This is a genomic window from Alloalcanivorax sp. (assembly GCF_964221125.1).
GTDB lineage: Bacteria > Pseudomonadota > Gammaproteobacteria > Pseudomonadales > Alcanivoracaceae > Alloalcanivorax > Alloalcanivorax venustensis.
The window spans coordinates 1-20879 of record NZ_CAXPXK010000056.1; the positions used below are offsets into that span (position 1 = coordinate 1).

Below are 20879 nucleotides of genomic sequence, written 5' to 3' on the forward strand. Positions count from 1 at the left end.
CCCGAGCGGGGCTACCGCATCAAGACGGTCTACCAGCACGGTTATCGCCTGGAACCGATCGACGACTGATCGCCGGCGGCCCGCCACGGTCCGTTCGGCCGATTCGCCGCTGTCCTCTTACTGTCGACTTCCCTTGATCGGGGGGCGCGGCGCCACGCTCTGGCGCCGCGTGCTCCCGGGTGGAAAGGCACTTTTCGGAAAAACCCTGTTCCGGCTGTAAACGCCCGGTGGTACCGTTACGCTACGTCGGACCGGCCACGGTGGTCCTGGGCACCGTGGCGACCGAACTACTACTGACGTTATAGGATTTCATGGCGAAACTCGGCTCCGAGCAACGACGCTACCTGGTGGAACACCTGTCCGTGCTTCTGGTGGTCGCCGGGCTTTGCGTACTGCTCTCGATCAGTGGTGGCTTGTCGTTCTTCAACCGCTACGTCTACGACAGCCTCATGCAGTGGCTGCCCATGGAGCCGTCCGGCGACGTGCTGATCGTCGGCATCGATGAATACAGCCTTCGCGAGGTGGGCCGCTGGCCGTGGGACCGGCGCATCCATGCGCAGGTCATCAACCAGCTGGAAGAGCAGGGCGCCCGCGCGGTGCTGATGGATCTGATTCTGTCGGAGCCGGACCGCAGCCGTCCCGAGTCCGACCAGGCGCTGGCGGAGGCGATCCGCGCCGCCGGACACGTCTATTTGCCGGTGCACGTGGAGCAACTGCGCTCCGGCGGCCAGTTGATCGAGGTGCTGCCCCACGCCGAGTTCGCCCGCGCCGCCAAGGGGCTGGGCCATGTGGACCTGGAGCTGGACGGCGACGGTGTGGCCCGCTCGGTGTTCATGCGCTCGGGCATCGGCCAGCCCTGGTGGCCGCATATCACCCAGGCCTTGCTGGAAGGCGAGGGCCTGATCTCCACGGATCTCTACCCGGCGGGGGACGAAGGCGCTTTCGCCGGCCTCGCCAATGTGCGCAAGTACCCCCGCTACATTCCGTTCGCCGGCGGCGCCGGCACCTACCCCCAGGTGTCGGCGGTGGACCTGCTTGAAGGCCGGGTGCCCGACCAGCTGGTGAAGGACCAGTTCGTGTTCATCGGCGCCACCGCCGCGGGGCTCGGCGACATGCTGCCGACCCCCATGGCCAGCCAGGGCGAGCTGATGGCGGGCGTGGAAATCAACGCCAATATCTTCGATGCGCTGCGCCGTCATCAGCTGATCGAGCGGCTGGACACGGTGCCGGCCCTGTTCGTCAGCCTGTTGCTGGCGCTGCTGGCGCCGTTCCTGCTGCCCTTCGTGCTGCCGCGCTGGAGCATCCCCCTGGTGATGGCCTCTCTGGCCTTGACCGTGGCGGTCTGCTACGGCCTGCTGGCGCTGTTCAATCTCTGGTTTCCGCCGGCGGCGGCGCTGCTTTCGGCCATTGTCGCCTATCCGCTGTGGACCTGGCGGCGTCTGGAATACTCCATGGCCTACATGCGCAACGCCCTGGCGCGGTTAGCCGAGTACAGCGACCTCAATCGCCGTTTGACCGAGCCGGCACCGATGTCGCGCATGCTGAGAATGCTCGACCAGGTGCTGCCGGTGCGCGCCTGGCGCCTGCAGACCCAGGGCGGCGCCCCGGTCTCCGGCGGCGAGGCGCTGGCGCCGGTGGACTGGCGCGGCCAGCTGGCGCGCCGCTACCCGTTCCGCCACGAGGGCAAGCGTTACGAGCTGTGGGTGGCCTGGCGTCAGGGCCTCGACGCGGACACCTATGACTACTGGATCCGCGCCATGCTGGCCCGCACCGAGGCGCGCCGTCCCAGCGGCGGGCCCCGCTACGAGGTGATCGAAAAGCACATCGAACGGTTGCGCTCCGAGGAGCAGCGTCAGCAGGCGCTGACCCGCTTTTTCCAGGTCGGTCTGGCGCAGATGAGCGAGGGCGTGCTGATCTGTGACGCCTGCGGCGGCGTGGTCTTCATCAACCCCCAGGCGGCCTACCTGCTCAGCCTGGAAGGGGTCGGCCAGGACACCCTGGGGCTGGCGGATATCGGCCGCGAACTGGAATTCCACGGCGACCGCGACTGGATGGGGCTGCTGCAGGAGGTGCTCGCCGACGGCCGGGTGCAGAAAGAGTGCCGCAACCGGCGCGGCATGGATCTCTACCTGGACATGATTCTGGTGCACGCCGGCGATCAGCCCGGGCGCATGCTGATCGTCAGCCTCAAGGATATTTCCGACGTCAAGCAGGCCATGCGCACCCGCACCGAGATGCTCGATTTCCTGTCCCACGATTTGCGCTCGCCGATGGTCTCGGTGCTGGCGCTGATCGGCAGGATGCGCCATGGCGAGGACGGCGAACGGCTGCGGGACTTCCTCGACAACGTGGAGCACTACGCCCAGCGCAACCTGAATATCGCCGAGCAGTTCCTGCAATTGGCGCGGGTCGAGGCGGAAGAATCCGTGGAGATGGTGGAGCAGGACATGCTCGACGTGGTCGAGTCCGCCATCGACCAGGTGCAGATCCAGGCTCAGAGCCGGGGCATCACCCTGCGTTTTGACTACGACCAGGAGCAGGATGTCTGGGTGCGCGGCAACAACGAGCTGCTTGAGCGTCTGGTGGTCAACCTGCTCACCAACGCGGTGAAATACAGCCACGAAAACGGCAAGGTGCTGGTGCGTCTCTATGCCGAAGGCGGGCAGGTGTGCTGTGACGTGCGCGACCAGGGCGTGGGTATTCCGGAAGCGTTCCAGGACAAGCTGTTCGAACGCTTCAGCCGCGCCAGCACCAGCGGCGGGGCGCGCACCCGCGGCGCCGGTCTGGGCCTTCGTTTCGTCAAGGTGGTGACCGAGCGCCACGGCGGCACCATCCATGTGGAGAGCGTTCCGAACGAAGGCAGCTGCTTCCGTCTGGCGCTGCCGCGCATCGATGTGGGCGGCCTCTAGGCCGCGCTTTCCGGGCGCTTTTCACGGCGCCGTGAGTGCTCCGCGCTAAGCTGTTTCCACGATAGGCGTCGATGGCGCCTTTTTCCCGGTGTTTTCTGCGGGTATAATTCAGCCGCCCGCGGGGCAAGTCATAGCTATCAGAGGTGTCATAGTGAATAAAATGCTGACCGCCAGCCTGGTCCTTCTCGCCACCGTTTTCGCCGGCAACGCCGCGCTGGCGGCGGAGAAGTCTTCTTATCCCCTGGGTGAGCGCTCTATTCTCAGCGACCGCGCCACCGCCGAGCGTCTCAAGCCGGTGGGCAGCGTCTGCGTGGAAGGCGAGGACTGCGGCAGCCAGATGGCCGATGCCGGCGATGCCGCCTCCGGTGAGCCGCGCGACGGCGCCACCGTCTACAGCAGCGGCTGCGCCGCCTGCCACGACTCCGGGGCCGCCGGTGCGCCCAAGACCGGCGACGCCGGTGCCTGGGCCTCGCGCATCGACAAAGGCATGGACACTCTGGTCAAGCACGCCTACGAAGGTTTCAACGCCATGCCGGCCAAAGGTATGTGCAGCGACTGTTCCGAAGAGGAAATCGCCGCCGCCGTTGAATACATCGTGGACAAGAGCCAGTAGTGCGGCGGTTCGGGCCCGCCCTCCTCGGCGGGTTGCTGGCCTCGTTGACGCTCGCCGGCTGCGGCGACGCGGACGGTCCAGCCGATGCGTCGGGCGCCGCTGCGTCGGGCGCCGACGCGTCCGGCGAAAGCGCATCCCGTGAGCCCGCCGAAATCTACGCCCAATACTGCGTGAACTGCCATGGCACCGGCATGGCCGGCGCCCCCATGGTGGGCCCGGAGCACCGTCTGATCTGGTCCGAAGAGATCGAGGAAGAAGGCTTCCCGACGCTGGTGAAGATCGCCATCGAAGGTCAGAACGGCATGCCGCCGCGCGGTACCTGCTTCGACTGCAGCGATGAAGAGATCGAAGCCACGGTGCTGTACATGCTCAAGGAAAGCGGCGCCAAATAGTCCCCGGCGCCCCGGTTCTAGTCCAGCAACGCCTTCAGGTTGGCGATGCTGGCCTGGGCCACCTGATCTTCCTGTTCCTCGTCTTTCTTGAACCCCTCGCCGATATACTGAAGGTCGTCCAGCGGCAGCTCTTCCAGGAAGCGGCTGGCCAGGGTGTCCACTTTCTCACCGTACTGTTTGCGGGTCAGCGCCTGGGTGATCGCCAGGCTTTCGCGGGCGCGGGTGATGCCCACGTACATCAGGCGGCGCTCCTCGACGATGTTGTCCTCCTCGATGCTGGTGCGGTGCGGCAGCAGTTCCTCCTCCACGCCCATCATGTAGACGTGGGGGAACTCCAGGCCCTTGGAGGCGTGCAGGGTCATCAGTTGCACCCGGTCCGAATCGTCTTCCTCGTCCTGCTGTTCCAGCATGTCCATCAGCACCAGTTTGCTGATCACCGCTTCCAGGTCGGAGGCGCCTTCCTCGTCGTCTTCCTGTTTTTCCAGCATGCGCTGGATATTGCGCACCAGTTGCCAGACGTTCTCCATGCGCTTCTCACCGATGCGCGGGCTGGAGGCGTTCTGCATCACCCAGCTCTCGTAATCCATCTCGGTGATCAGTTCGTTCACCGCCTGCAGGCTGTTATGGCCGAAGCAGGCGCGGCGCTTTTCATCCAGCCAGGTCTTGAAGGCGCGCAGCTTGTCCGCGGCTTTCCCGGCCATCACCTCGCCCAGGGCGAAGTCGTCGCACACATGGTAGAGGCCCTGGTCCCGCTGGGCGGCCCAGCCGGCCAGCTTCTCCAGGGTGGCCGGGCCGATCTCCCGGCGCGGCGTGTTGATCACGCGCAGGAAGGCGTTGTCGTCGTCCGGGTTGACCAGCAGGCGCAGGTAGCACATCAGGTCCTTGATCTCGCCCCGCGAGAAAAAGCCGGTGCCGCCGGACACCTTGTAGGGAATCTGCAGTGCCTGCAGCTTCATCTCCAGAATCCGTGACTGGAAATTGCCCCGGTAGAGCACCGCGAAGTCCTTCCAGTGCAGGCCGCGCTGCAGGCGCCGGTGGAAGATGTCCCCGGCAATCCAGTCGGTCTCGGCGTCCTCGTCGCGCAGCGCCGCGATGCGGATCGCCTCGCCGTAGCCGTAATCGGACCACAGGCTCTTCTCGAACACGTGGGGGTTGTTGGCGATCACCGTGTTGGCGGCCTTCAGAATGCGACCGGTGGAGCGGTAGTTCTGCTCCAGCTTGACCACTTTCAGGTCCGGCCAGTCTTCCTGCAGCTTGGCCAGGTTTTCCGGCCGCGCACCGCGCCAGGCGTAGATCGACTGGTCGTCGTCGCCCACCACCGTGAAGCGCCCCTCCGGGTGGGTGAGCATGCGCACCAGTTCGTACTGGGCGCCGTTGGTGTCCTGGTACTCGTCCACCAGCAGGTACTGAATGCGATGGCGCCATTTCTCCAGAATGCGCGGCTGCTCGCGGAACAGCTGCGCCGGCATCAGGATCAGGTCGTCGAAGTCCACCGCGTTGCAGGCGCGCAGCATGCGGTTGTAGCCCTGATAGGCCATGGCGGCGCGCAGGGCGTCGTCGCTGTCGGCGTGGCTGACCGCCTCCTCGGGCAGGATCAGTTCGTTCTTCCAGTCGGAGATGCGCTTCTGCACCGCGTCCACCGCCGCCAGGTCTTTCTCCGATTCGCCCTGACGCAGGATTTCCTTGAGAATCTCCTTGCTGTCGGTCTGGTCGAGAATGGAGAAGCCGCGCCGCAGGCCGCTGGCCGCCAGTTCCTGCTTGAGAATGCGCAGGCCCAGGTTGTGGAAGGTGGAGACGATCAGCCCCCGGGTGGAGCCGCGTTCGGTGAGGCTCTGCACCCGCTCCTTCATTTCCCGCGCCGCCTTGTTGGTGAAGGTGACCGCGGCGATGCGGCCGGAGGGCACGCCTTTCTCGGCGATCAACCAGGCGATTTTGCGGGTGATCACGCTGGTCTTGCCCGAACCCGCCCCCGCGAGCACCAGCAGGGGGCCGTCGGTGTAGAGCACCGCTTCCTGTTGGCGGGGGTTGAGAGACGACATCGATACTCCGGCGGGGCTGATGGACGAAGCGCGTATCATAGCAGCCGGAGCGCACCCTTTAGGAGCCGTGATTGATGAGACTGGACCGCTTTCTGGGGCAGCGGAAAAGGCTGGGACGGCGCGGCGTGCGGCTGTTGCTGGCCGCCGGCCGCGTCACCGTGGACGGGCGGGTGGTCCAGGACGGCCGCCACGAGGTGGGGCCCTTCACGCCGGTGGCGTTGGACGGCGAACCCTTCACCGTGCGCCGCGCCGCCTACTGGATGCTGCACAAGCCGACCGGCTGCGTGAGCGCCACCCGCGACCGCCACCATCGCACGGTGCTGGACTGCCTGGACCCCGCCGACGCCACCGACCTGCATCTGGCCGGGCGGCTCGATTTCAACAGCACCGGACTGATGCTGCTCACCAACGACGGGCGCTGGTCGCGGCGTCTCAGCGACCCGCGCCACAAACTGCCGAAGGTTTACCGGGTGCGCACCGAGGACCCGATCACCCCGGATTACGCCGCCGTGTTCGAGCGCGGGCTCTATTTTCCCTACGAGGACCGCACCACCCGCCCGGCCGGCCTGGAGATCCTGGCGCCGCGCGAGGCGCGGGTGACGCTGTACGAAGGGCTTTATCATCAGATCAAGCGCCTGTTCGGGCACTTCGACAACCGGGTGGTGGCCCTGCACCGGGAACGGATCGGCCCGATACGGCTGGACCCCTCGCTCGCACCGGGGCAGTATCGCGCCCTCGGCGCCGACGAAATTCGTCTGCCGGGCCCCGCCGAGCCCGATGTTCAGGAGCTCCGCCGACCATGACTTCCACCGTGGCCGTCTTCGCCGACGTGCAGAACCTGTATTACACCGCCCGCCAGGCCCACCAGCGCAACGTGGATTACAACGCGCTCTGGGCGCGCGCCACCGGTGGACGCCAGGTGGTGGCCGCCCACGCTTACGCGGTGGAGCGCGGCGATGAGAAGCAGCGTCAGTTTCAGAACATCCTGCGCGCCATCGGTTTCAACGTGAAGCTCAAGCCGTTCTTGCAGCGCGCCGACGGCTCCGCCAAGGGCGACTGGGACGTGGGCATCACCATCGATATCATGGAGCAGGCGCCCAGCGTGGACCGGGTGGTGCTGGCGTCCGGGGACGGCGACTTCGCCATTCTCGCCGACCACATCCGCGCCCGGCACGGCTGTCAGGTGGAAGTCTACGGCGTGGCGCCGCTCACCGCGGCGGCCCTGATGCGCGCCGCCGACGATTTCATTCCCATCGAAGGAGATTTGCTGCTTGGCTGATTCGCCCACCGGCCCGGCGCGGCTGGATTTCTTCGTCGCCCACGCCGCCGGCCTCAGCCGCAAGCAGGCCAAGGCGCTGATCCGCGGCGGCGCGGTGACGGTGACCGGTGAAGACGGGGCGCCGCGCACCGGCCTCAAGGCCAACAGCAGCGTGGCGCCGGGGGAGTGCGTGCGGCTCGACGGCGCCGTGCTGACGCTGCCCGGCGAGCGCTACCTGATGCTGCACAAACCGGCCGGCCGGGTGTGCGCCCTGGAGGACGCCCTGCCCACGGTGATCGATCTGATTCCCGCCGAGCAGCGCCGTGGTCTGCGCATCGTCGGCCGCCTGGACCGGGACACCACCGGTCTGTTGCTGCTCACCACCGACGGCCAGTGGGCCCACCGCCTGATGTCGCCGCGTCACCACTGCGCCAAGCGCTACCGGGTGACCACCGCCGAGCCGCTGGACGACGCCCAGCTGACGCGGCTGCGCGACGGGGTGGTGCTGCACGACGACCCGGCGCCCACCCGGCCCGCCGAGGCGCGGGCGTTGAGCGACACGGAACTGCTGCTGACCATCAGCGAAGGCCGCTACCACCAGGTCAAACGGATGCTGGCGGCGGTGGGCAACCGGGTGGTCGCCCTGCACCGCGAAGCGGTGGGCCACATTGAACTGGACCCGGACCTGCCCGCCGGCGCCTGGCGCCCGCTCACCGACGCGGAAATCGGCTAGCGCAGCTCGCCCTGCAGCGCCATCACATCCACGGTCCGCGACCGGTCCAGCGGGTCCACCAGCGTGTGCGCGTCCTGATACACCCGCGGCGTCTGGTACAGCGCGACCAGCGCCCGGGCGTGGCTGGGGCAAACATAGCGGTCCGGCATTTCCCGTTGCAGCCAGGCACGGACCTTGGGCGCCTGATCGGAGCCCATCTTCGGAAACAGGTGGTGCTCCACATGGTGGCTGAAGTGGAAATGCAGCGGGTCCAGCCAGCGCAGCTGACGCACGCTCATGGAGTTGTCCACCGGGTGGTTGTTGTCCATCTGTGGGCGCAGCATGTGGTTGGTGAGAATGTAGCCCTGGCCCAGGGCGTTGGCCATCATCAGCGGGATCAACACCGTGAACAGCGCCAGCGGCCCGGACAGCACCGCCAGAACCAGCCAGGCGGCGCCGCACAGCAACGCCTGGCGAATCGCCTTTTTGCGCTCGAACCCTTTGAATTCCTCGCGGCGGCGGGTCTGCATCCACAGCACCAGCTGGGCGTGGAACATGAAGGAATAGAACAGGAAAAAGTAGCTGTACCAGGTGCCTGAACCCGGCGCCAGCTTGGTGAAGTTGGCCAGCTTGGGGTGCTTGTTGTAGCGGTGGGCGGTGCCGAACGAATCCGGGTCCCGGTCGCCCAGGTTGGTGTGCGCGTGGTGGGCCACGTTGTGCCAGCGGCGCCAGAACTCCGGCGGAATCATCATCGGGCCGAAGCCGATCCAGCCGAACAGGTTCTGCAGGCGCCGGCTCATGCCCAGGGCGCCGTGCAGCACCTCATGGGCGAGCAGCGCCTGGCAGCCCAGGGTGTGGCCCACCACCACGGCGATCAGCAGATTACCCCACCAGGGCAGGCCCAGCGTCAGGATCGCGGCGATGCCGCCGACGATCACCAGGCTCATGGGCAGAAACCAGATCGCGCGCCACGGCCGGGCCCGGAACGCCGACGGCCCCAGGTCCTGTTTCATGGCATCGCGAATGGCGCGGGCGTCGTCGGCGCCGAAAGTGCGCTGGTAGCCTCGGGTGTCGCTCATGGGGTCCTCCGGAAGGGAATGGCAACGGGTGGATGTCACAGCGCCGCTATTCTCACCGTGCCCCTGTCGACGGCGAAGGGCCGCGCCGGACAGTGACCTGTCATTTTCGGACAAAGCCGCGAACAGGTGTATTCTCTTGGCCATGAGCGTACAGATCGCGGATCTCCCCAGCCTCGCCGGCGACCGCACCCCGATTCCGGTCAACTATGTCCGTAATCTGGTGGAGCTGGTCCATGAGTTCGGTCTCGACACGGACCGGCTGCTGGCGCATGTGGGCCTGACCCAGGCGGAGGTGTACAGCGCCGAGCCGGCACTGCGCTTCGAGCAGTTCCAGCGGGTCATGGCGGGCGCCCGGGACCTCAGCGGCGACCCGGCCATCGGCCTGGCGCTGGGCCGCCAGCTCACCGTCACCGCCCACGGGCTGCTCGGCTACGCGGCGATCAGCAGCGCCGACCTGGGCGAAGCGCTGGAACTGCTGGAGCGCTATTTCCGCACCCGCACCCGCCTGTGCCTGCCGCGTCTGAGCCTGGAGGGCCGCTGGGTCCGGTTTTGCCTGGCGGAACCCTACGACCTGGGCGATATCCGCGAGCCCTATCTGGAAGTGGTCACCGCCGCGCTGGTGGGCGGGCTGCGCTATTTGCTCGATGACCGCCTGCAGGACGCCACCCTGGAACTGCCCTACGCGCCGCCGCCCCATGCGGAGCGTTACGCCGAAGTGCTCGGCATGCCGGTGGTGTTCGGCCGTGAAGTGGCGGCGCTGCGCTTCCCGGCACGGCTGATGAAGGTGGCGTTTCCGCTCTCCGACCCGGCGTCCCGGCGCATGGCCGCGCACAAATGCGAAGAGGAACTGCAGCGCCTGGAGGCGGACGTGGACTGGGCCTCGCGGGTGCGTGCCCGGCTGATGCAGGCGGAGGGCATGCTGCCCAGCCTGGACCAGCTGGCGGCCAGCTTCCATCTCACCTCCCGCACCCTGCGGCGCTACCTGGCGGCGGTGGGGGTCAGCTACCGGCACCTGCTGGAAGAGGTGCGCATGGCCCGGGCGGTGCGCTACCTGCAGGCCAACCTGCCGGTGCAGAAAGTGGCCGACCTGCTCGGCTACGCCGACCCCAGCAATTTCACCCGCGCCTTCCGGCGCTGGACCGGCCACCCGCCCAGCTTCTACCAGAACGGCTGAACCGACACATCCGCTTACCCAACCGCCGCCGGTGCGCGCCGTGGGCGCTTGAGCGCGGCCCCGCCCGGCGTTAGGGTTTTGCTCTTCTTTCCTATTCCTCCACCTGATAAAGAGACCCCCATGAGCGAGAACCGATTCGACGTCAGCGGCAAACGTATTCTGATCACGGGGGCGTCCAGCGGCTTCGGCGCCCACTTCGCGCGGGTGCTGGCGGAACAGGGCGCCGACCTGGTGCTCGCCGCGCGGCGCGTGGAAAAGCTGGAAGAAACCGCCGGCGCGGTGCGCGCCCTGGGCCGGGACGCGGTGGTGGTGCCCATGGACGTGGCCGACCACGCCAGCGTGGAGGCCGCCTTCGAGCGCATGCCGGCCCTGGATGTGGTGGTCAATAACGCCGGCATCAGCCGCGACGGAGCCACCGACACCCTGAGCGAAGAAGACTGGAGCGCGGTGGTGGACACCAACCTGAACGGCGTCTGGGCGGTGAGCAAGTTCGCCATCCAGCAATGGCGCCGCGACGGCCGCCCCGGCAACATCATCAACATCGCCTCGATCCTCGGCCTGCGCGTGGGCGCCATGCTCGCACCCTACACCGTGGCCAAGGCGGCGGTGGTTCAGTTCACCCAGTCCATCGCCCTGGATTACGCGCGCCACAATATCCGCTGCAACGCCATCTGCCCCGGCTATGTGGAAACCGACATCAACCGGGAATTCTTCCAGGGCCCCCACGGCGAGAAGCTGATCAAGCGCATCCCTTACCGCCGCCTGGGCCAGATCGACGAACTGGTGGGGCCGCTGTTGCTGCTCGCCTCCGACGCCTCCAGCTACATGAGCGGCGCGGCGATCCCGGTGGACGGCGCCCATCTGTGCAACACGCTTTAACGCCGGTCAGGGGTTGAGCAGGTTCTGGCGGTAGCTCAGTGCCTCGCGCAGATGCTCCCGGCCCACCTTCTCCCGGTGGGCCAGGTCGGCGATGGTGCGGGCCACGCGCAGACTGCGGTGGAGCGCCCGGGCGGACAGTTCCAGGCGCTCCATGACGCCGGTGAGCCACGGTTTGTGCGGGCCCAGCGACGCCATCAACCCATCCGCATCGAGGTCCCTGTTCAGGCAGCCCTGACGATGCATCTGACGTGCCCGGGCGGCGAGCACCCGTGCCCGGACCACCCGGCTGGGCTCGCCGTCCGCGTCGCCCAGCAGGGTGTCCGGCGACACCGCCGGCACTTCCAGATGCAGGTCGATGCGGTCCATCAGTGGCCCGGACAGGCGCCGCTGATAGCGCTTCGCCTTCTCGCATTCATAGCCGCAGCCCTTTTCCGGATCACCCAGGTAGCCGCAGGGGCAGGGGTTCATCGCCGCCACCAGCTGAAAACGGGCAGGGAACGACACCTGCTGAGCGGCCCGGGCGATGTGCACCTCGCCGGTTTCCAGGGGCTCGCGCAGTACCTCCAGCACCCGGGCCTGGAATTCCGGTAATTCATCCAGAAACAGTACCCCCTCATGGGCCAGGGAGATTTCGCCGGGCCGGGGCCGTCCGCCACCGCCCACCAGCGCCGGGGCGGACGCGGTGTGGTGCGGCGCCCGGTAGGGCGGCTGCAGAAAGGCGGTCGCCGGCCGGGCCTGGCGCAGGGAATGGATCGCCGCCACCTCCAGGGCCTGGTCCCGCTCCAGGGGCGGCAACAGGCCGGGCAGGCGTGACGCCAGCATGCTTTTGCCGGCGCCGGGCGGCCCGCCCATCAGCAGGGAATGGCCGCCGGCGGCGGCGATCTCCAGCACCCGCTTGGCCGCCGGCTGGCCACGGATCTGCGACAGGCAGGGGCTCTGCCCGGCGTCGTCGCCGGGCGGCGGCGGGGCGGTGTGGCGCGGCAGCCGGATGTCCCCTTTCAGGTGCGCGCACAGCTCGGTGAGGCTGTTCACCGCCAGGGTGTCGGCGCCGGCCAGGGCGGCTTCGTCGCCGTTGCCCGCCGGCACCACCAGAGTATGCCCGGCGCGGGCCGCCGCCAGGGCGCCGGGCAGGATCGCCGGCACCGGGCTCAGCGCCCCGGACAGGGCCAGCTCACCGATCCATTCCATGTCCTTCAATTCCACCCGCCCCAGCTGGCCGCTGGCGCGCAGGATGCCCACCGCGATCGGCAGATCGAAACGGCCGCCGTCCTTGGGCAGGTCCGCCGGCGCCAGATTGACGGTGATGCGTTGCTGCGGAATGCGGAAGCCGCCGTTGATCAGCGCCGAGCGTACCCGGTCCTTGCTCTCGCGCACGGCGGTATCGGGCAGGCCCACCATGGTGAAGCCCGGCAGGCCCGGACCCAGATGGATTTCGACGCGCACCGGTACGGCGCGGATCCCCAGGGTGGCACGGCTGTGTAGCAGGGCAATAGACATGAGCCGAGCATAAGCGGCGGACCGGGCGGGCGATGTACGCCGCCGCCCTTGATCCGCGTGCGCCGATGGCGCTGCTTGAAGTAAGCGACCGGTTTTCCGAGGCAAAAGCTAAGTAAATATTCTTATTTTACCGCTCAGAATCCAAGGCAATAATGCAAATTCGTTTTGTGAACTGGTTTGCAAAAAAATAAGGCGCCTGACCAGGGCGCCTGACGCTTTATTTTTGTTGTGGGGAACAAAAAATGAAATCTTCTTACGCTTTCCGCCCGGTCGCGGGCTCGGGGCGCGTCATGCTTTTGGCGTGCGGACTGCTAGCCGCGGGGTCCTCGGTGGGTGCACCGGCGGACCATGTCATCGATAACGGCCAGGTGGTGAATCTGCCCGGTGACCGCCCCGACCCCTGGACAACCGGCGGCCACCTTTTCGTCGGCTTCAATAGTACCGGCATGCTCAACGTCGCCGACGGCGCTGAAGTCGACGCGGGCTTTACCGTGGTCGGCAACTTCGCCGATGCTGAGGGGGCCCTCTCCGTCAGCGGCCCAGAGACCCTGTTCACCAGCGCCGGCGGACAGGTGTACGGTGCTGACGGCATCGCCCATGTGCACTTCGCCGACGGCGCCACCGTGGTGTCCAACGCCACCGGTCTGGGCCAGAACGAAGGGAGCCTGGGCACCGTTCTGGTGGAAGGCCAGGACACCGATTGGAGCATCGCCGCCACGCTTACCGCCGGTCAGCGCGGCCAGGGCGACCTGACCATCCTCGACGCCAGCGTGCATTCCGACGCCTATGTGGTGCTCGGGCGCTATCAAACCGGCTCCGGTCGGATCAACCTCAACGGCGGCCATCTGAGCAGCACCAACTACACCGCGGTGGGGCAGGACGGTCAGGGCCTGATGACGTTGAGCAACGGCGCCAGCATGGAGACCGCCCAGGGCCTGCTGGGCTGGGAAACCACCGCCAGCGGTGAACTCCATATGACCGGTGCCGATACGCTCTGGTCCGGCAGCCACTATTTATACGTCGGCTATGCCGGCGAGGGGCTGGCCACCGTGGCCGACGGTGCCACCGTGCGCATCACGCCCGGCGAAAGCGCGCCCTCCCTGGTGGCGATTGCCGGTATGGCGGGCTCCAAGGGCACGCTATACCTGGGCGGTGAGACCGGCGCCACCGACGCCGGCGTGCTGGACGTCGAGGAGGTCCGTTTCGGCGCCGGCGACGGCACGCTGGTCTTCAACCACACCAGTCAGGACTATCAGTTTCTGCCGGTGTTCAACGGCGACGGGCTGATCGAGCACCGCGCCGGCGACACTGTTCTGAACGGTGAATCGGCGGGCTTTACCGGCACCTCCCGGCTTACCGGCGGCACTCTGACGCTGGCCGCGGACCAGGCCCTGGGTGACGGCACCCTGGAGCTGGACGGCGGCACCCTGGCGACCCGGGGTGACGTGACCCTGGGCAACGACATCGTGCAGAACACCGACACGACACTGCTGGCGGGCGCCGGTACCGCCGCTTTCACCGGCGACCTGGAGCTGAACGATTTCCTGCTCACCGTGGACGGCGCCGGCGATACGGTGTTCAGCGGCAATATCAGCGCCGGCAGCGGCGCCCTGGACATGATCGGCAGCGGCACCTTGTCGCTCACCGGCGACGCCGCCGGTTTTAACGGCCATCACCAGGTGAACGCCGGGGTGTTGTCGGTGGACGGCGCCCTGGCCGGCACCCTGGACGTGTACGACGGCGCCCGCTTGCAGGGCAGCGGCAGCGTGGGCAGCACGGTGATTCACGACGGCGCGGCCCTGGCGCCGGGCAATTCGATCGGCGCCCTGACCGTCAATGGCGACCTGCAGTTTCAGGACGGGGCCGAGTTTGAAGTGGAAGTCGACCCCACCGGCAGTGCCGCGGACCATGTGCGGGTTACCGGTGTCGCCACCCTGGACGGTTCCGTGGTGCATGTGGGCGAGGCCGGTGAATACCGGCCGATCAGCCGCTACCGCATTCTCACCGCCGACGGTGGTTTGAGCGGCCGTTTCGACGCCGCCGATTCCGACTACCTGTTCCTGGACGCCAGCCTGCTCTACGACACCAATAACGTGGATCTGGAACTGCGCCGCAACGACGTGCGGTTCGCCGCCCTCGCCCGCACGCCCAATCAGCGTGCCGCGGCGAGCGGTGTGGAAAGTCTCGGCGCCGGTCAGGCGCTGCATGATGAAGTGGCGATGCAGACGGTCTCCCCCCGCGCGCTCGCCGCCGCCTACGACAGCTTGTCCGGTGAACTGCACGCCAGCGCCCTGGGCGCGCTGGCGGAGGACAGCCAACTGCTGCGCGACGCCGCCATGGCCCGTTTCCGTGACGAGGACCGGGCCGCCGCCACCACACTGGCGCGCGGCGAAGGCGTTACCGCCTGGGTGAGTGGCTACGGTAATAAAGGCGGCACCGACGGGGATTCAGGCACGGCCCATCGGGACCGGGACACGCACGGTGCCTTGCTGGGCGTGGATCGGTTGTTCGCCGACGGCGGACGCGCCGGCATGCTGGTGGGCTACGGCCGAACCAATCTGGCGCTCGCCGAACAGCGTGGCCGTGCCGATATCGACAGCGTTCATGCCGGTGTCTTCGGTGAGCGGCGTCTGGGCGCCGGCGCCCTGCGTGGGGGCGCCTTCTACAGCCACCAGCGGATCGACGGCCGCCGCCGGGCCGTGGTGGGCGCCATGGACGAGACCCTCACCAGTGACCGCAAGGCGGACACCTGGCAGGCGTTCATTGAAGGCGCCCGCCGCTTCGGCGTGGAGCGGGGCGTGGAGCCCTTCGCGCGGCTGGCCCAGGTGCGGGTGACCCTGGGTGACGGCGATGAGCGTGGCGGCGACGCCGCCCTGCAGGGTGACCGGGACAGCCTGGACACCACCTTCACCACCCTGGGCACGCGTGCCTTCGTCACCTTGCCCGGCAATCCGGCCACGCGTCTGTACAGCTCTTTAGGCTGGCGCCATGCGTTTGGAGACACCACGCCGGAAACATCCCTGCGCTTCGCCGGCGGTGACGCCTTCACCGTCGAAGGGGCGCCGCTGGCCGAGGACACCCTGGTGATGGAAGCCGGCCTCACCTGGCTGCTGGCGCCGCGCGCCACCCTTAACCTGGGCTATCAGGGCGAGACCGGTGACGGCCGTGCCGATCACGGCGGCCAGATCCGTTTCGGCTGGACGTTCTGAAACCCTCGCCGCGGGTTTCTTCTACGACTTCTCTCCGGCGGCGCTTTCCAGCGCCGCCACTTCCTTCTCCAGAGATTCCAGCCGGGCGCGGGTGCGCTCCAGCACCTGCTGCTGAATCTCGAATTCCTCACGGCTGATCAGATCCAGCCGGGTCAGCGTCTCATTGAGCACGGCGCGCACGCTGTGCTCCACCTCCTGACGCAATTGCCCCAGGTCTCCGGGCAGATGGCGGCTGATGTCGCTCATCAAACGATCGAGAAAGGCTTGGCTTTGCATGGCCACAGGCTCCACTATTTGCAACACGGGCGGGTCAGGGTGCGATGGTACCACCGCCCTTGATGTTATGGGGCGTCTCAAGAGCACCGTAACGGCGTGCACCATTTTGGGAAGTGCCCCGCGATGGTGCACTATATTGCCGCAACCGACCCCGGAACACCCCGGGGTTGCAGTTCTAACCCTCTGAAAATGCGTGACTTTTAAAAATTGGCATGGGTCGTGCAGCTAACGGGCTAGAGCGTTCGCGCGAGTGGATGGATCGGGAACCAAAGAGGGGCCTGAAACCCAACGGACGTTAACGGACGCGTTATAAGCGTTTGAAGGAGATAGAAATGAAACTGGTTACAGCCATCATCAAGCCGTTCAAATTGGACGACGTGCGTGAAGCACTGTCCGAGATCGGCGTTCAGGGCATCACCGTTACCGAGGTGAAAGGCTTCGGACGTCAAAAGGGTCACACCGAGCTGTATCGCGGCGCGGAATACGTGGTCGATTTCCTGCCCAAGGTAAAAATCGAAGTGGCCATCGCGGAGGCCAGCCTGGATCAGGTTATCGAAGCGATCACCAAAGCGGCCAATACCGGGAAAATCGGTGACGGCAAGATCTTTGTCACCACCCTGGAGCAGGCCATCCGCATCCGTACCGGCGAGACCGGCGAGGACGCGATCTAAAGTTTAGAAGCTTACGTTTAGAGAAATGTGTAACACGACCCATGCCAAGGTCCTGAACACGCTTCCAATTCTCGGAGGGTTGCAACGTGGAAAATCAAATCTTTGAACTTCAGTACGCCATCGACACCTTTTATTTTCTGGTGTGTGGCGCACTGGTAATGTGGATGGCGGCGGGCTTCGCGATGCTCGAAGCCGGCCTGGTGCGTGCTAAAAACACCACCGAAATTCTCACCAAGAACGTGGCGCTGTTCGCCATCGCCTGCCTGATGTACCTGGTCTGCGGTTATTCGATCATGTACGGCGGCGGCATCTTCCTGAACGGCATTGAAGCCTTTGATCTGGCCGGTGTGCTGGCGGACTCCGCGGAAGCGGGTTTTGACGGCGGCTCGGTCTACTCCGGCGCGTCCGACTTCTTCTTCCAGGTAGTGTTCGTCGCCACCGCCATGTCCATCGTTTCCGGTGCCGTGGCCGAGCGTATGAAGCTGTGGGCCTTCCTGGCGTTCGCGGTGGTCATGACCGGTTTCATCTACCCGATGGAAGGCGCCTGGACCTGGGGCGGCGTCGACGTGTTCGGCATGTACAACCTGGGTGATCTGGGCTTCTCCGACTTCGCCGGTTCCGGCATCGTGCACATGGCCGGTGCGGCCGCCGCCCTGGCCGGTGTGCTGCTGCTGGGCGCCCGTAAAGGCAAGTACGGCCCGAACGGCGAGATCCACGCCATCCCCGGTGCCAACCTGCCGCTGGCGACCCTGGGTACCTTCATCCTGTGGATGGGCTGGTTCGGCTTCAACGGCGGTTCCGTGCTGAAGCTCGGCGACGCCGCCAGCGCGCACTCCGTGGCCATGGTGTTCCTGAACACCAACACCGCCGCCGCCGGTGGTGCCGTTGCCGCGCTGATCGTGGGCCGCTTCCTGTTCGGCAAGGCCGACCTGACCATGCTGCTCAACGGCGCCCTGGCCGGCCTGGTGACCATTACCGCCGAGCCGTCCACCCCGACCGCTCTGACCGCCACCCTGTTCGGCGCGATCGGTGGCGTGCTGGTGGTGTTCAGCATCGTGACCCTGGACAAGCTGAAGATCGACGATCCGGTCGGTGCCATCTCCGTGCACGGTGTGGTCGGCTTCCTGGGCCTGATGCTGGTGCCGATCACCAACGACGGTTCCAGCTTCTCCGGCCAGCTGATCGGCGCCCTGACCATCTTCGTATGGGTGTTCGTGGCCAGCCTGATCGTGTGGGCCATCCTCAAGGCGATCTTCGGCATCCGCGTCTCCGAAGAGGACGAGTACGAAGGCATGGATATCGTGGACTGCGGTATGGAAGCGTACCCGGAGTTCGTGAAGAGCTGATTCTGTCTCTCCAATCTGTCTTGCACCAACCTACAGGGCGCCTTCGGGCGCCCTTTTTTGTATCGGTGAAACAAGTCTCTGGTATCCTGCCGGGAGCGGCGCTCCCTTTCGCGGGCCGGGCCCGCTCCTACAAGTCATCACCGAGTATTGTCTGTGTTTGCTGATCTGAATCTCCATGAACGTTTATTGCGCGCCCTGGAAGAGCTGTCGCTGAGTGAGCCCACGGCGGTGCAAACGGCGGCTATTCCCCCCGCTCTGGCGGGTCGGGATCTGCGCGTGGTGGCGCGGACCGGCACCGGCAAGACCGCCGCCTTCGTGCTGCCCATGCTGCAGCGGCTGCTGGAAGAGAAGGACCGGGGCATCGGCACCCGGGCGCTGGTGCTGGCGCCTACCCGGGAGCTGGCCCGGCAGACGCTCAAGCAGGTGCAGGCGCTGTCGCGCTTCACCTTTATCAAGGCGGAAGCGGTCACCGGCGGCGAGGACTTCAAGGTGCAGGCGGCGCGCATCCGCAAGAACCCCGAGGTGCTGGTGGGCACGCCGGGCCGGCTGATCGAGCATCTGGAAGCGGACAATCTGGCGTTGTCCGAACTCAAGGTGCTGGTGCTGGACGAATCGGACCGCATGCTCGACATGGGCTTCAGCGACGACGTGCTGCGTCTGGCGGCGGCCTGCAACCCGGCCCGGCAGACGCTGTTGTTCTCCGCCACGCCGGGCGGCGCGGCCATGGACGCCATGGTGGCGCGGGTGCTGCGCGAGCCCGAGTCGCTGATGCTCGACAGCGTGCGCGAGCTCAACCAGCAGGTGCGCCAGCAGATCATCACCGCCGACGACCGCTCCCACAAGGAGCGCCTGGTGCAGTGGCTGCTTGCCCATGAGCCCCACCGCAAGGCGATCGTGTTCACCAACACCAAGGCCACCGCCGACCGCCTCGGCGGAGTGTTGCGCTCCACCGCCCACAAGGTGTTCGTGCTGCACGGCGACAAGGACACCAAGGACCGCAAGCTGGCGCTGGAACGGCTGAACAGCGGCGCGGTGACGGTGCTGGTGGCCACCGACGTGGCGGCCCGGGGGCTGGATGTGGACGGCCTGGAGCTGGTGATCAACTTCGATATGCCGCGCAGCGGCGACGACTATCTGCACCGCATCGGCCGCACCGGGCGCGGCGACGGCGAGGGCGCGGCGATCTCGCTGGTGGAAAGTTTCGAATGGAATCTGATGGCGAGCATCCAGCGCTATTTGCGCCAGGAGTTCGAGTTCCGGGTGGTGGAGGCGCTGCGCGGCCGCTACCTGGGCCCCAAGGAGCGCAAGCGCTCCGGCAAGGCGGTGGGCAGCAAGCATAAGAAGCTGAACAAGAAGGCGCTGGCCCAGTCGGCCAAGGCGGCCGGCAAGAAGCCGGCGGCGAAGAAGAAGGCGGCGCGCAAGCGCCAGGCGCCATCGCCGGCGCCGGATACCCAGGGCGGTTTCGCCAAGCCCAAGCGGCGCAAGAACCCGGGGCCGCTGGACTAGTGTGAACAGGCCCTAGGTCATTTTCTTGACCAGGGACAGCGGCAGGACCTTCATGGCGAAGCCCAGCGGCGCCCAGGGCCAGGACGGCACGTAGGCCTTGGCGGGTTCTTTCTCGATGGCGCGGACCAGCGCCTTGCAGCCGGTCTCGGTGTCCACCATGAACGGCGCCTTTTCCACTTTCTCGTTGATCTCCGAACGGATGTAGCCCGGGTAGAGGGTGCTCACGGTGATCGGCTTGCCGATCATCTCCATGCGCAGCCCTTCCGCCAGGCTGGCCACGCCCGCCTTGGTGGCGGCGTAGGTGTTGATGTTCTTGCGCATGCCGCGCACCGCGCTCATCGAGGAGATCACCACCAGATGGCCGTTGTTCTGGGCCCGGAAGATCTCCATGGCCGCCTCGCACTGGGCCAGGGCGGCGACGAAGTTGGTCTCCGCGGTCTGCCGGTTGGCGTGGAAATAGCCGGTGCCCAGCGGCTGGCCCTTGCCCATGCCGGCGTTGACGATGATCCGGTCCAGGCTGCCCAGCTCGGTGCGGAACGCACGGAATACGTCGAACACCTGATCGTAGTGGTTCACGTCCAGCGGTTTGACCAGCACGGTGATGCCCGGGTGGGCCTGTTCCAGTTCCGCTTTCAGGGCGTCCAGCTTGTCGGTGCGCCGCGCGCACAGGGCCAGGTTGCGGCCCCGGGCGGCGAACAACCGCGCCATGCCGGCGCCCAGACCGGAGCTGGCGCCGGTGATGAGAATATTGGAACGGGTACTCATGGCATTATCCTTGTCGCGTGCGTGGACCCCGGATCACAGCGTGGCGAGGAAATCGGACAGCGCCCGGTTCACCGCTTCGGGGTTTTCTATCGGCGAATGGTGCCCGGAATCGGCCACCGTGACCAGCCGCGCCCCGGGGATGGCGCCGACGATGCGCTGCGCTTTTTCCGGCGGCGTTGCCCGGTCCAGTTCGCCGACGATCACTAAAGTAGGCGCACTGATCGCGCTGATATCCCCGCTGATGTCGTCACGGGTAAAGACGTTCTCCAGCGCCAGCTCGATGCCGTGGCGGTCGTGGGCGAGGATCAGGGCCTTCTCGTGGGCCACCCCGTCCGGGTTGGCGTCGCGCCAGGGTTTGGCGTACAGGAATTTCTGCATGCGCGTGACCACCTCGTCGCGTTCGGCGTCGCTGCCATGGGCGAACCGCGACTGCTGCTGGCGGTGCACCGGCAGCAGGTCGGCGTCTTCCGGGTCCGCGGAGGTGTCCAGCAGCACCAGGGCGCGCACCCGCTCCGGGTACTTGAGCGCCAGCCGCATGAAGGTCATGCCGCCCT

The 20879-nt window shown here is 66.7% G+C and carries 18 protein-coding genes; 12 read left to right on the forward strand and 6 right to left on the reverse strand.

All coding sequences use genetic code 11. The annotated features are described in order from the left end of the window. Window positions 1-311 precede the first annotated feature (311 nt). From ACEQZD_RS06940 to ACEQZD_RS06950, 3 genes are all read left to right on the forward strand, one after another. Window positions 312-2909, forward strand: a complete 2598-nt coding sequence (locus ACEQZD_RS06940; RefSeq protein ID WP_370184710.1) for a CHASE2 domain-containing protein — start codon at window positions 312-314, stop codon at window positions 2907-2909. A gap of 160 nt (window positions 2910-3069) precedes the next feature. After that, window positions 3070-3522: a cytochrome c5 family protein gene (locus ACEQZD_RS06945; protein ID WP_194854877.1), complete on the forward strand. Its 453-nt coding sequence runs from the start codon at window positions 3070-3072 to the stop codon at window positions 3520-3522. A gap of 44 nt (window positions 3523-3566) precedes the next feature. Then, window positions 3567-3914, forward strand: a complete 348-nt coding sequence (locus tag ACEQZD_RS06950) for a cytochrome c5 family protein (RefSeq protein WP_372530067.1) — start codon at window positions 3567-3569, stop codon at window positions 3912-3914. 17 nt (window positions 3915-3931) lie between these two features. On the opposite strand, the gene rep is transcribed toward ACEQZD_RS06950, so the two are convergent. Next, window positions 3932-5953, reverse strand: coding sequence for a DNA helicase Rep (gene rep / locus ACEQZD_RS06955; protein WP_370184712.1), 2022 nt, complete (start codon window positions 5951-5953; stop codon window positions 3932-3934). 74 nt (window positions 5954-6027) lie between these two features. Here rep and ACEQZD_RS06960 point away from each other — a divergent pair, with 74 nt between their 5' ends. Genes ACEQZD_RS06960 through ACEQZD_RS06970 form a run of 3 tightly spaced genes read left to right on the forward strand, consistent with a single transcriptional unit; the run spans window position 6028 to window position 7944 of the window. Further along, entirely contained in the window at window positions 6028-6756 is a 729-nt protein-coding gene (locus ACEQZD_RS06960) for a pseudouridine synthase (protein ID WP_370184713.1), read from the forward strand. Beyond that, on the forward strand, window positions 6753-7232 hold the full coding sequence (locus tag ACEQZD_RS06965) for an NYN domain-containing protein (RefSeq protein WP_142947586.1): 480 nt from the start codon (window positions 6753-6755) through the stop codon (window positions 7230-7232). The genes ACEQZD_RS06960 and ACEQZD_RS06965 overlap by 4 nt, the downstream gene beginning before the upstream one ends. After that, the gene (locus ACEQZD_RS06970; protein ID WP_142947585.1) at window positions 7225-7944 is read left to right on the forward strand and encodes a 16S rRNA pseudouridine(516) synthase; all 720 of its coding nucleotides are present in this window, start codon (window positions 7225-7227) and stop codon (window positions 7942-7944) included. The genes ACEQZD_RS06965 and ACEQZD_RS06970 overlap by 8 nt, the downstream gene beginning before the upstream one ends. Here ACEQZD_RS06970 and ACEQZD_RS06975 read toward each other — a convergent pair. Beyond that, entirely contained in the window at window positions 7941-9002 is a 1062-nt protein-coding gene (locus ACEQZD_RS06975; protein ID WP_370184714.1) for a fatty acid desaturase, read from the reverse strand. The genes ACEQZD_RS06970 and ACEQZD_RS06975 overlap by 4 nt on opposite strands. Window positions 9003-9144: 142 nt before the next feature. Here ACEQZD_RS06975 and ACEQZD_RS06980 point away from each other — a divergent pair, with 142 nt between their 5' ends. Continuing rightward, window positions 9145-10176, forward strand: coding sequence for an AraC family transcriptional regulator (locus ACEQZD_RS06980; RefSeq protein WP_370184715.1), 1032 nt, complete (start codon window positions 9145-9147; stop codon window positions 10174-10176). A 120-nt stretch (window positions 10177-10296) separates the two neighbouring features. Further along, a complete protein-coding gene (locus tag ACEQZD_RS06985; RefSeq protein WP_370184716.1) occupies window positions 10297-11055 on the forward strand; it encodes an SDR family NAD(P)-dependent oxidoreductase in 759 nt (252 codons plus the stop codon). Window positions 11056-11061: 6 nt separating this feature from the next. Here ACEQZD_RS06985 and ACEQZD_RS06990 read toward each other — a convergent pair whose 3' ends face one another. Further along, the gene (locus ACEQZD_RS06990) at window positions 11062-12552 is read right to left on the reverse strand and encodes a YifB family Mg chelatase-like AAA ATPase (protein ID WP_370184717.1); all 1491 of its coding nucleotides are present in this window, start codon (window positions 12550-12552) and stop codon (window positions 11062-11064) included. A 329-nt stretch (window positions 12553-12881) separates the two neighbouring features. On the opposite strand from ACEQZD_RS06990, the gene ACEQZD_RS06995 reads away from it, so the two are divergent. Further along, complete coding sequence (locus ACEQZD_RS06995) at window positions 12882-15761, forward strand: autotransporter domain-containing protein (RefSeq protein ID WP_370184718.1); 2880 nt, start codon at window positions 12882-12884, stop codon at window positions 15759-15761. A gap of 21 nt (window positions 15762-15782) precedes the next feature. Here the strand turns inward: ACEQZD_RS06995 and ACEQZD_RS07000 are convergent, their stop codons facing one another. Next, complete coding sequence (locus tag ACEQZD_RS07000; protein WP_067607947.1) at window positions 15783-16037, reverse strand: accessory factor UbiK family protein; 255 nt, start codon at window positions 16035-16037, stop codon at window positions 15783-15785. A gap of 332 nt (window positions 16038-16369) precedes the next feature. Here ACEQZD_RS07000 and glnK point away from each other — a divergent pair, with 332 nt between their 5' ends. From glnK to ACEQZD_RS07015, 3 genes are all read left to right on the forward strand, one after another. Next, on the forward strand, window positions 16370-16708 hold the full coding sequence (glnK, locus tag ACEQZD_RS07005; RefSeq protein ID WP_067612559.1) for a P-II family nitrogen regulator: 339 nt from the start codon (window positions 16370-16372) through the stop codon (window positions 16706-16708). 86 nt (window positions 16709-16794) lie between these two features. Continuing rightward, window positions 16795-18054: an ammonium transporter gene (locus tag ACEQZD_RS07010; protein ID WP_194854826.1), complete on the forward strand. Its 1260-nt coding sequence runs from the start codon at window positions 16795-16797 to the stop codon at window positions 18052-18054. A 153-nt stretch (window positions 18055-18207) separates the two neighbouring features. Then, window positions 18208-19560 carry a DEAD/DEAH box helicase gene (locus ACEQZD_RS07015; RefSeq protein ID WP_370184719.1) on the forward strand — a complete coding sequence of 451 codons (1353 nt, stop codon included), beginning with the start codon at window positions 18208-18210 and terminating at the stop codon, window positions 19558-19560. 12 nt (window positions 19561-19572) lie between these two features. Here the strand turns inward: ACEQZD_RS07015 and ACEQZD_RS07020 are convergent, their stop codons facing one another. Further along, window positions 19573-20325, reverse strand: a complete 753-nt coding sequence (locus ACEQZD_RS07020; RefSeq protein ID WP_194854824.1) for an SDR family oxidoreductase — start codon at window positions 20323-20325, stop codon at window positions 19573-19575. Between the two features lie 33 nt (window positions 20326-20358). Beyond that, window positions 20359-20879 (reverse strand): alpha/beta fold hydrolase (locus ACEQZD_RS07025; protein ID WP_370184720.1); only part of this gene is annotated, 521 nt, incomplete at its 5' end.

Bases quoted from the DNA above. Each gene is read 5' to 3' on its own strand.
- ACEQZD_RS06940 (WP_370184710.1), top strand. From the start codon at position 312: ATGGCGAAACTCGGCTCCGAGCAACGACGCTACCTGGTGGAACACCTG.
- ACEQZD_RS06945 (WP_194854877.1), top strand. From the start codon at position 3,070: ATGCTGACCGCCAGCCTGGTCCTTCTCGCCACCGTTTTCGCCGGCAAC.
- rep (WP_370184712.1), bottom strand. From the start codon at position 5,953: ATGTCGTCTCTCAACCCCCGCCAACAGGAAGCGGTGCTCTACACCGAC.
- ACEQZD_RS06960 (WP_370184713.1), top strand. From the start codon at position 6,028: ATGAGACTGGACCGCTTTCTGGGGCAGCGGAAAAGGCTGGGACGGCGC.
- ACEQZD_RS06965 (WP_142947586.1), top strand. From the start codon at position 6,753: ATGACTTCCACCGTGGCCGTCTTCGCCGACGTGCAGAACCTGTATTAC.
- ACEQZD_RS06975 (WP_370184714.1), bottom strand. From the start codon at position 9,002: ATGAGCGACACCCGAGGCTACCAGCGCACTTTCGGCGCCGACGACGCC.
- ACEQZD_RS06980 (WP_370184715.1), top strand. From the start codon at position 9,145: ATGAGCGTACAGATCGCGGATCTCCCCAGCCTCGCCGGCGACCGCACC.
- ACEQZD_RS06985 (WP_370184716.1), top strand. From the start codon at position 10,297: ATGAGCGAGAACCGATTCGACGTCAGCGGCAAACGTATTCTGATCACG.
- ACEQZD_RS06990 (WP_370184717.1), bottom strand. From the start codon at position 12,552: ATGTCTATTGCCCTGCTACACAGCCGTGCCACCCTGGGGATCCGCGCC.
- ACEQZD_RS07000 (WP_067607947.1), bottom strand. From the start codon at position 16,037: ATGCAAAGCCAAGCCTTTCTCGATCGTTTGATGAGCGACATCAGCCGC.
- glnK (WP_067612559.1), top strand. From the start codon at position 16,370: ATGAAACTGGTTACAGCCATCATCAAGCCGTTCAAATTGGACGACGTG.
- ACEQZD_RS07020 (WP_194854824.1), bottom strand. From the start codon at position 20,325: ATGAGTACCCGTTCCAATATTCTCATCACCGGCGCCAGCTCCGGTCTG.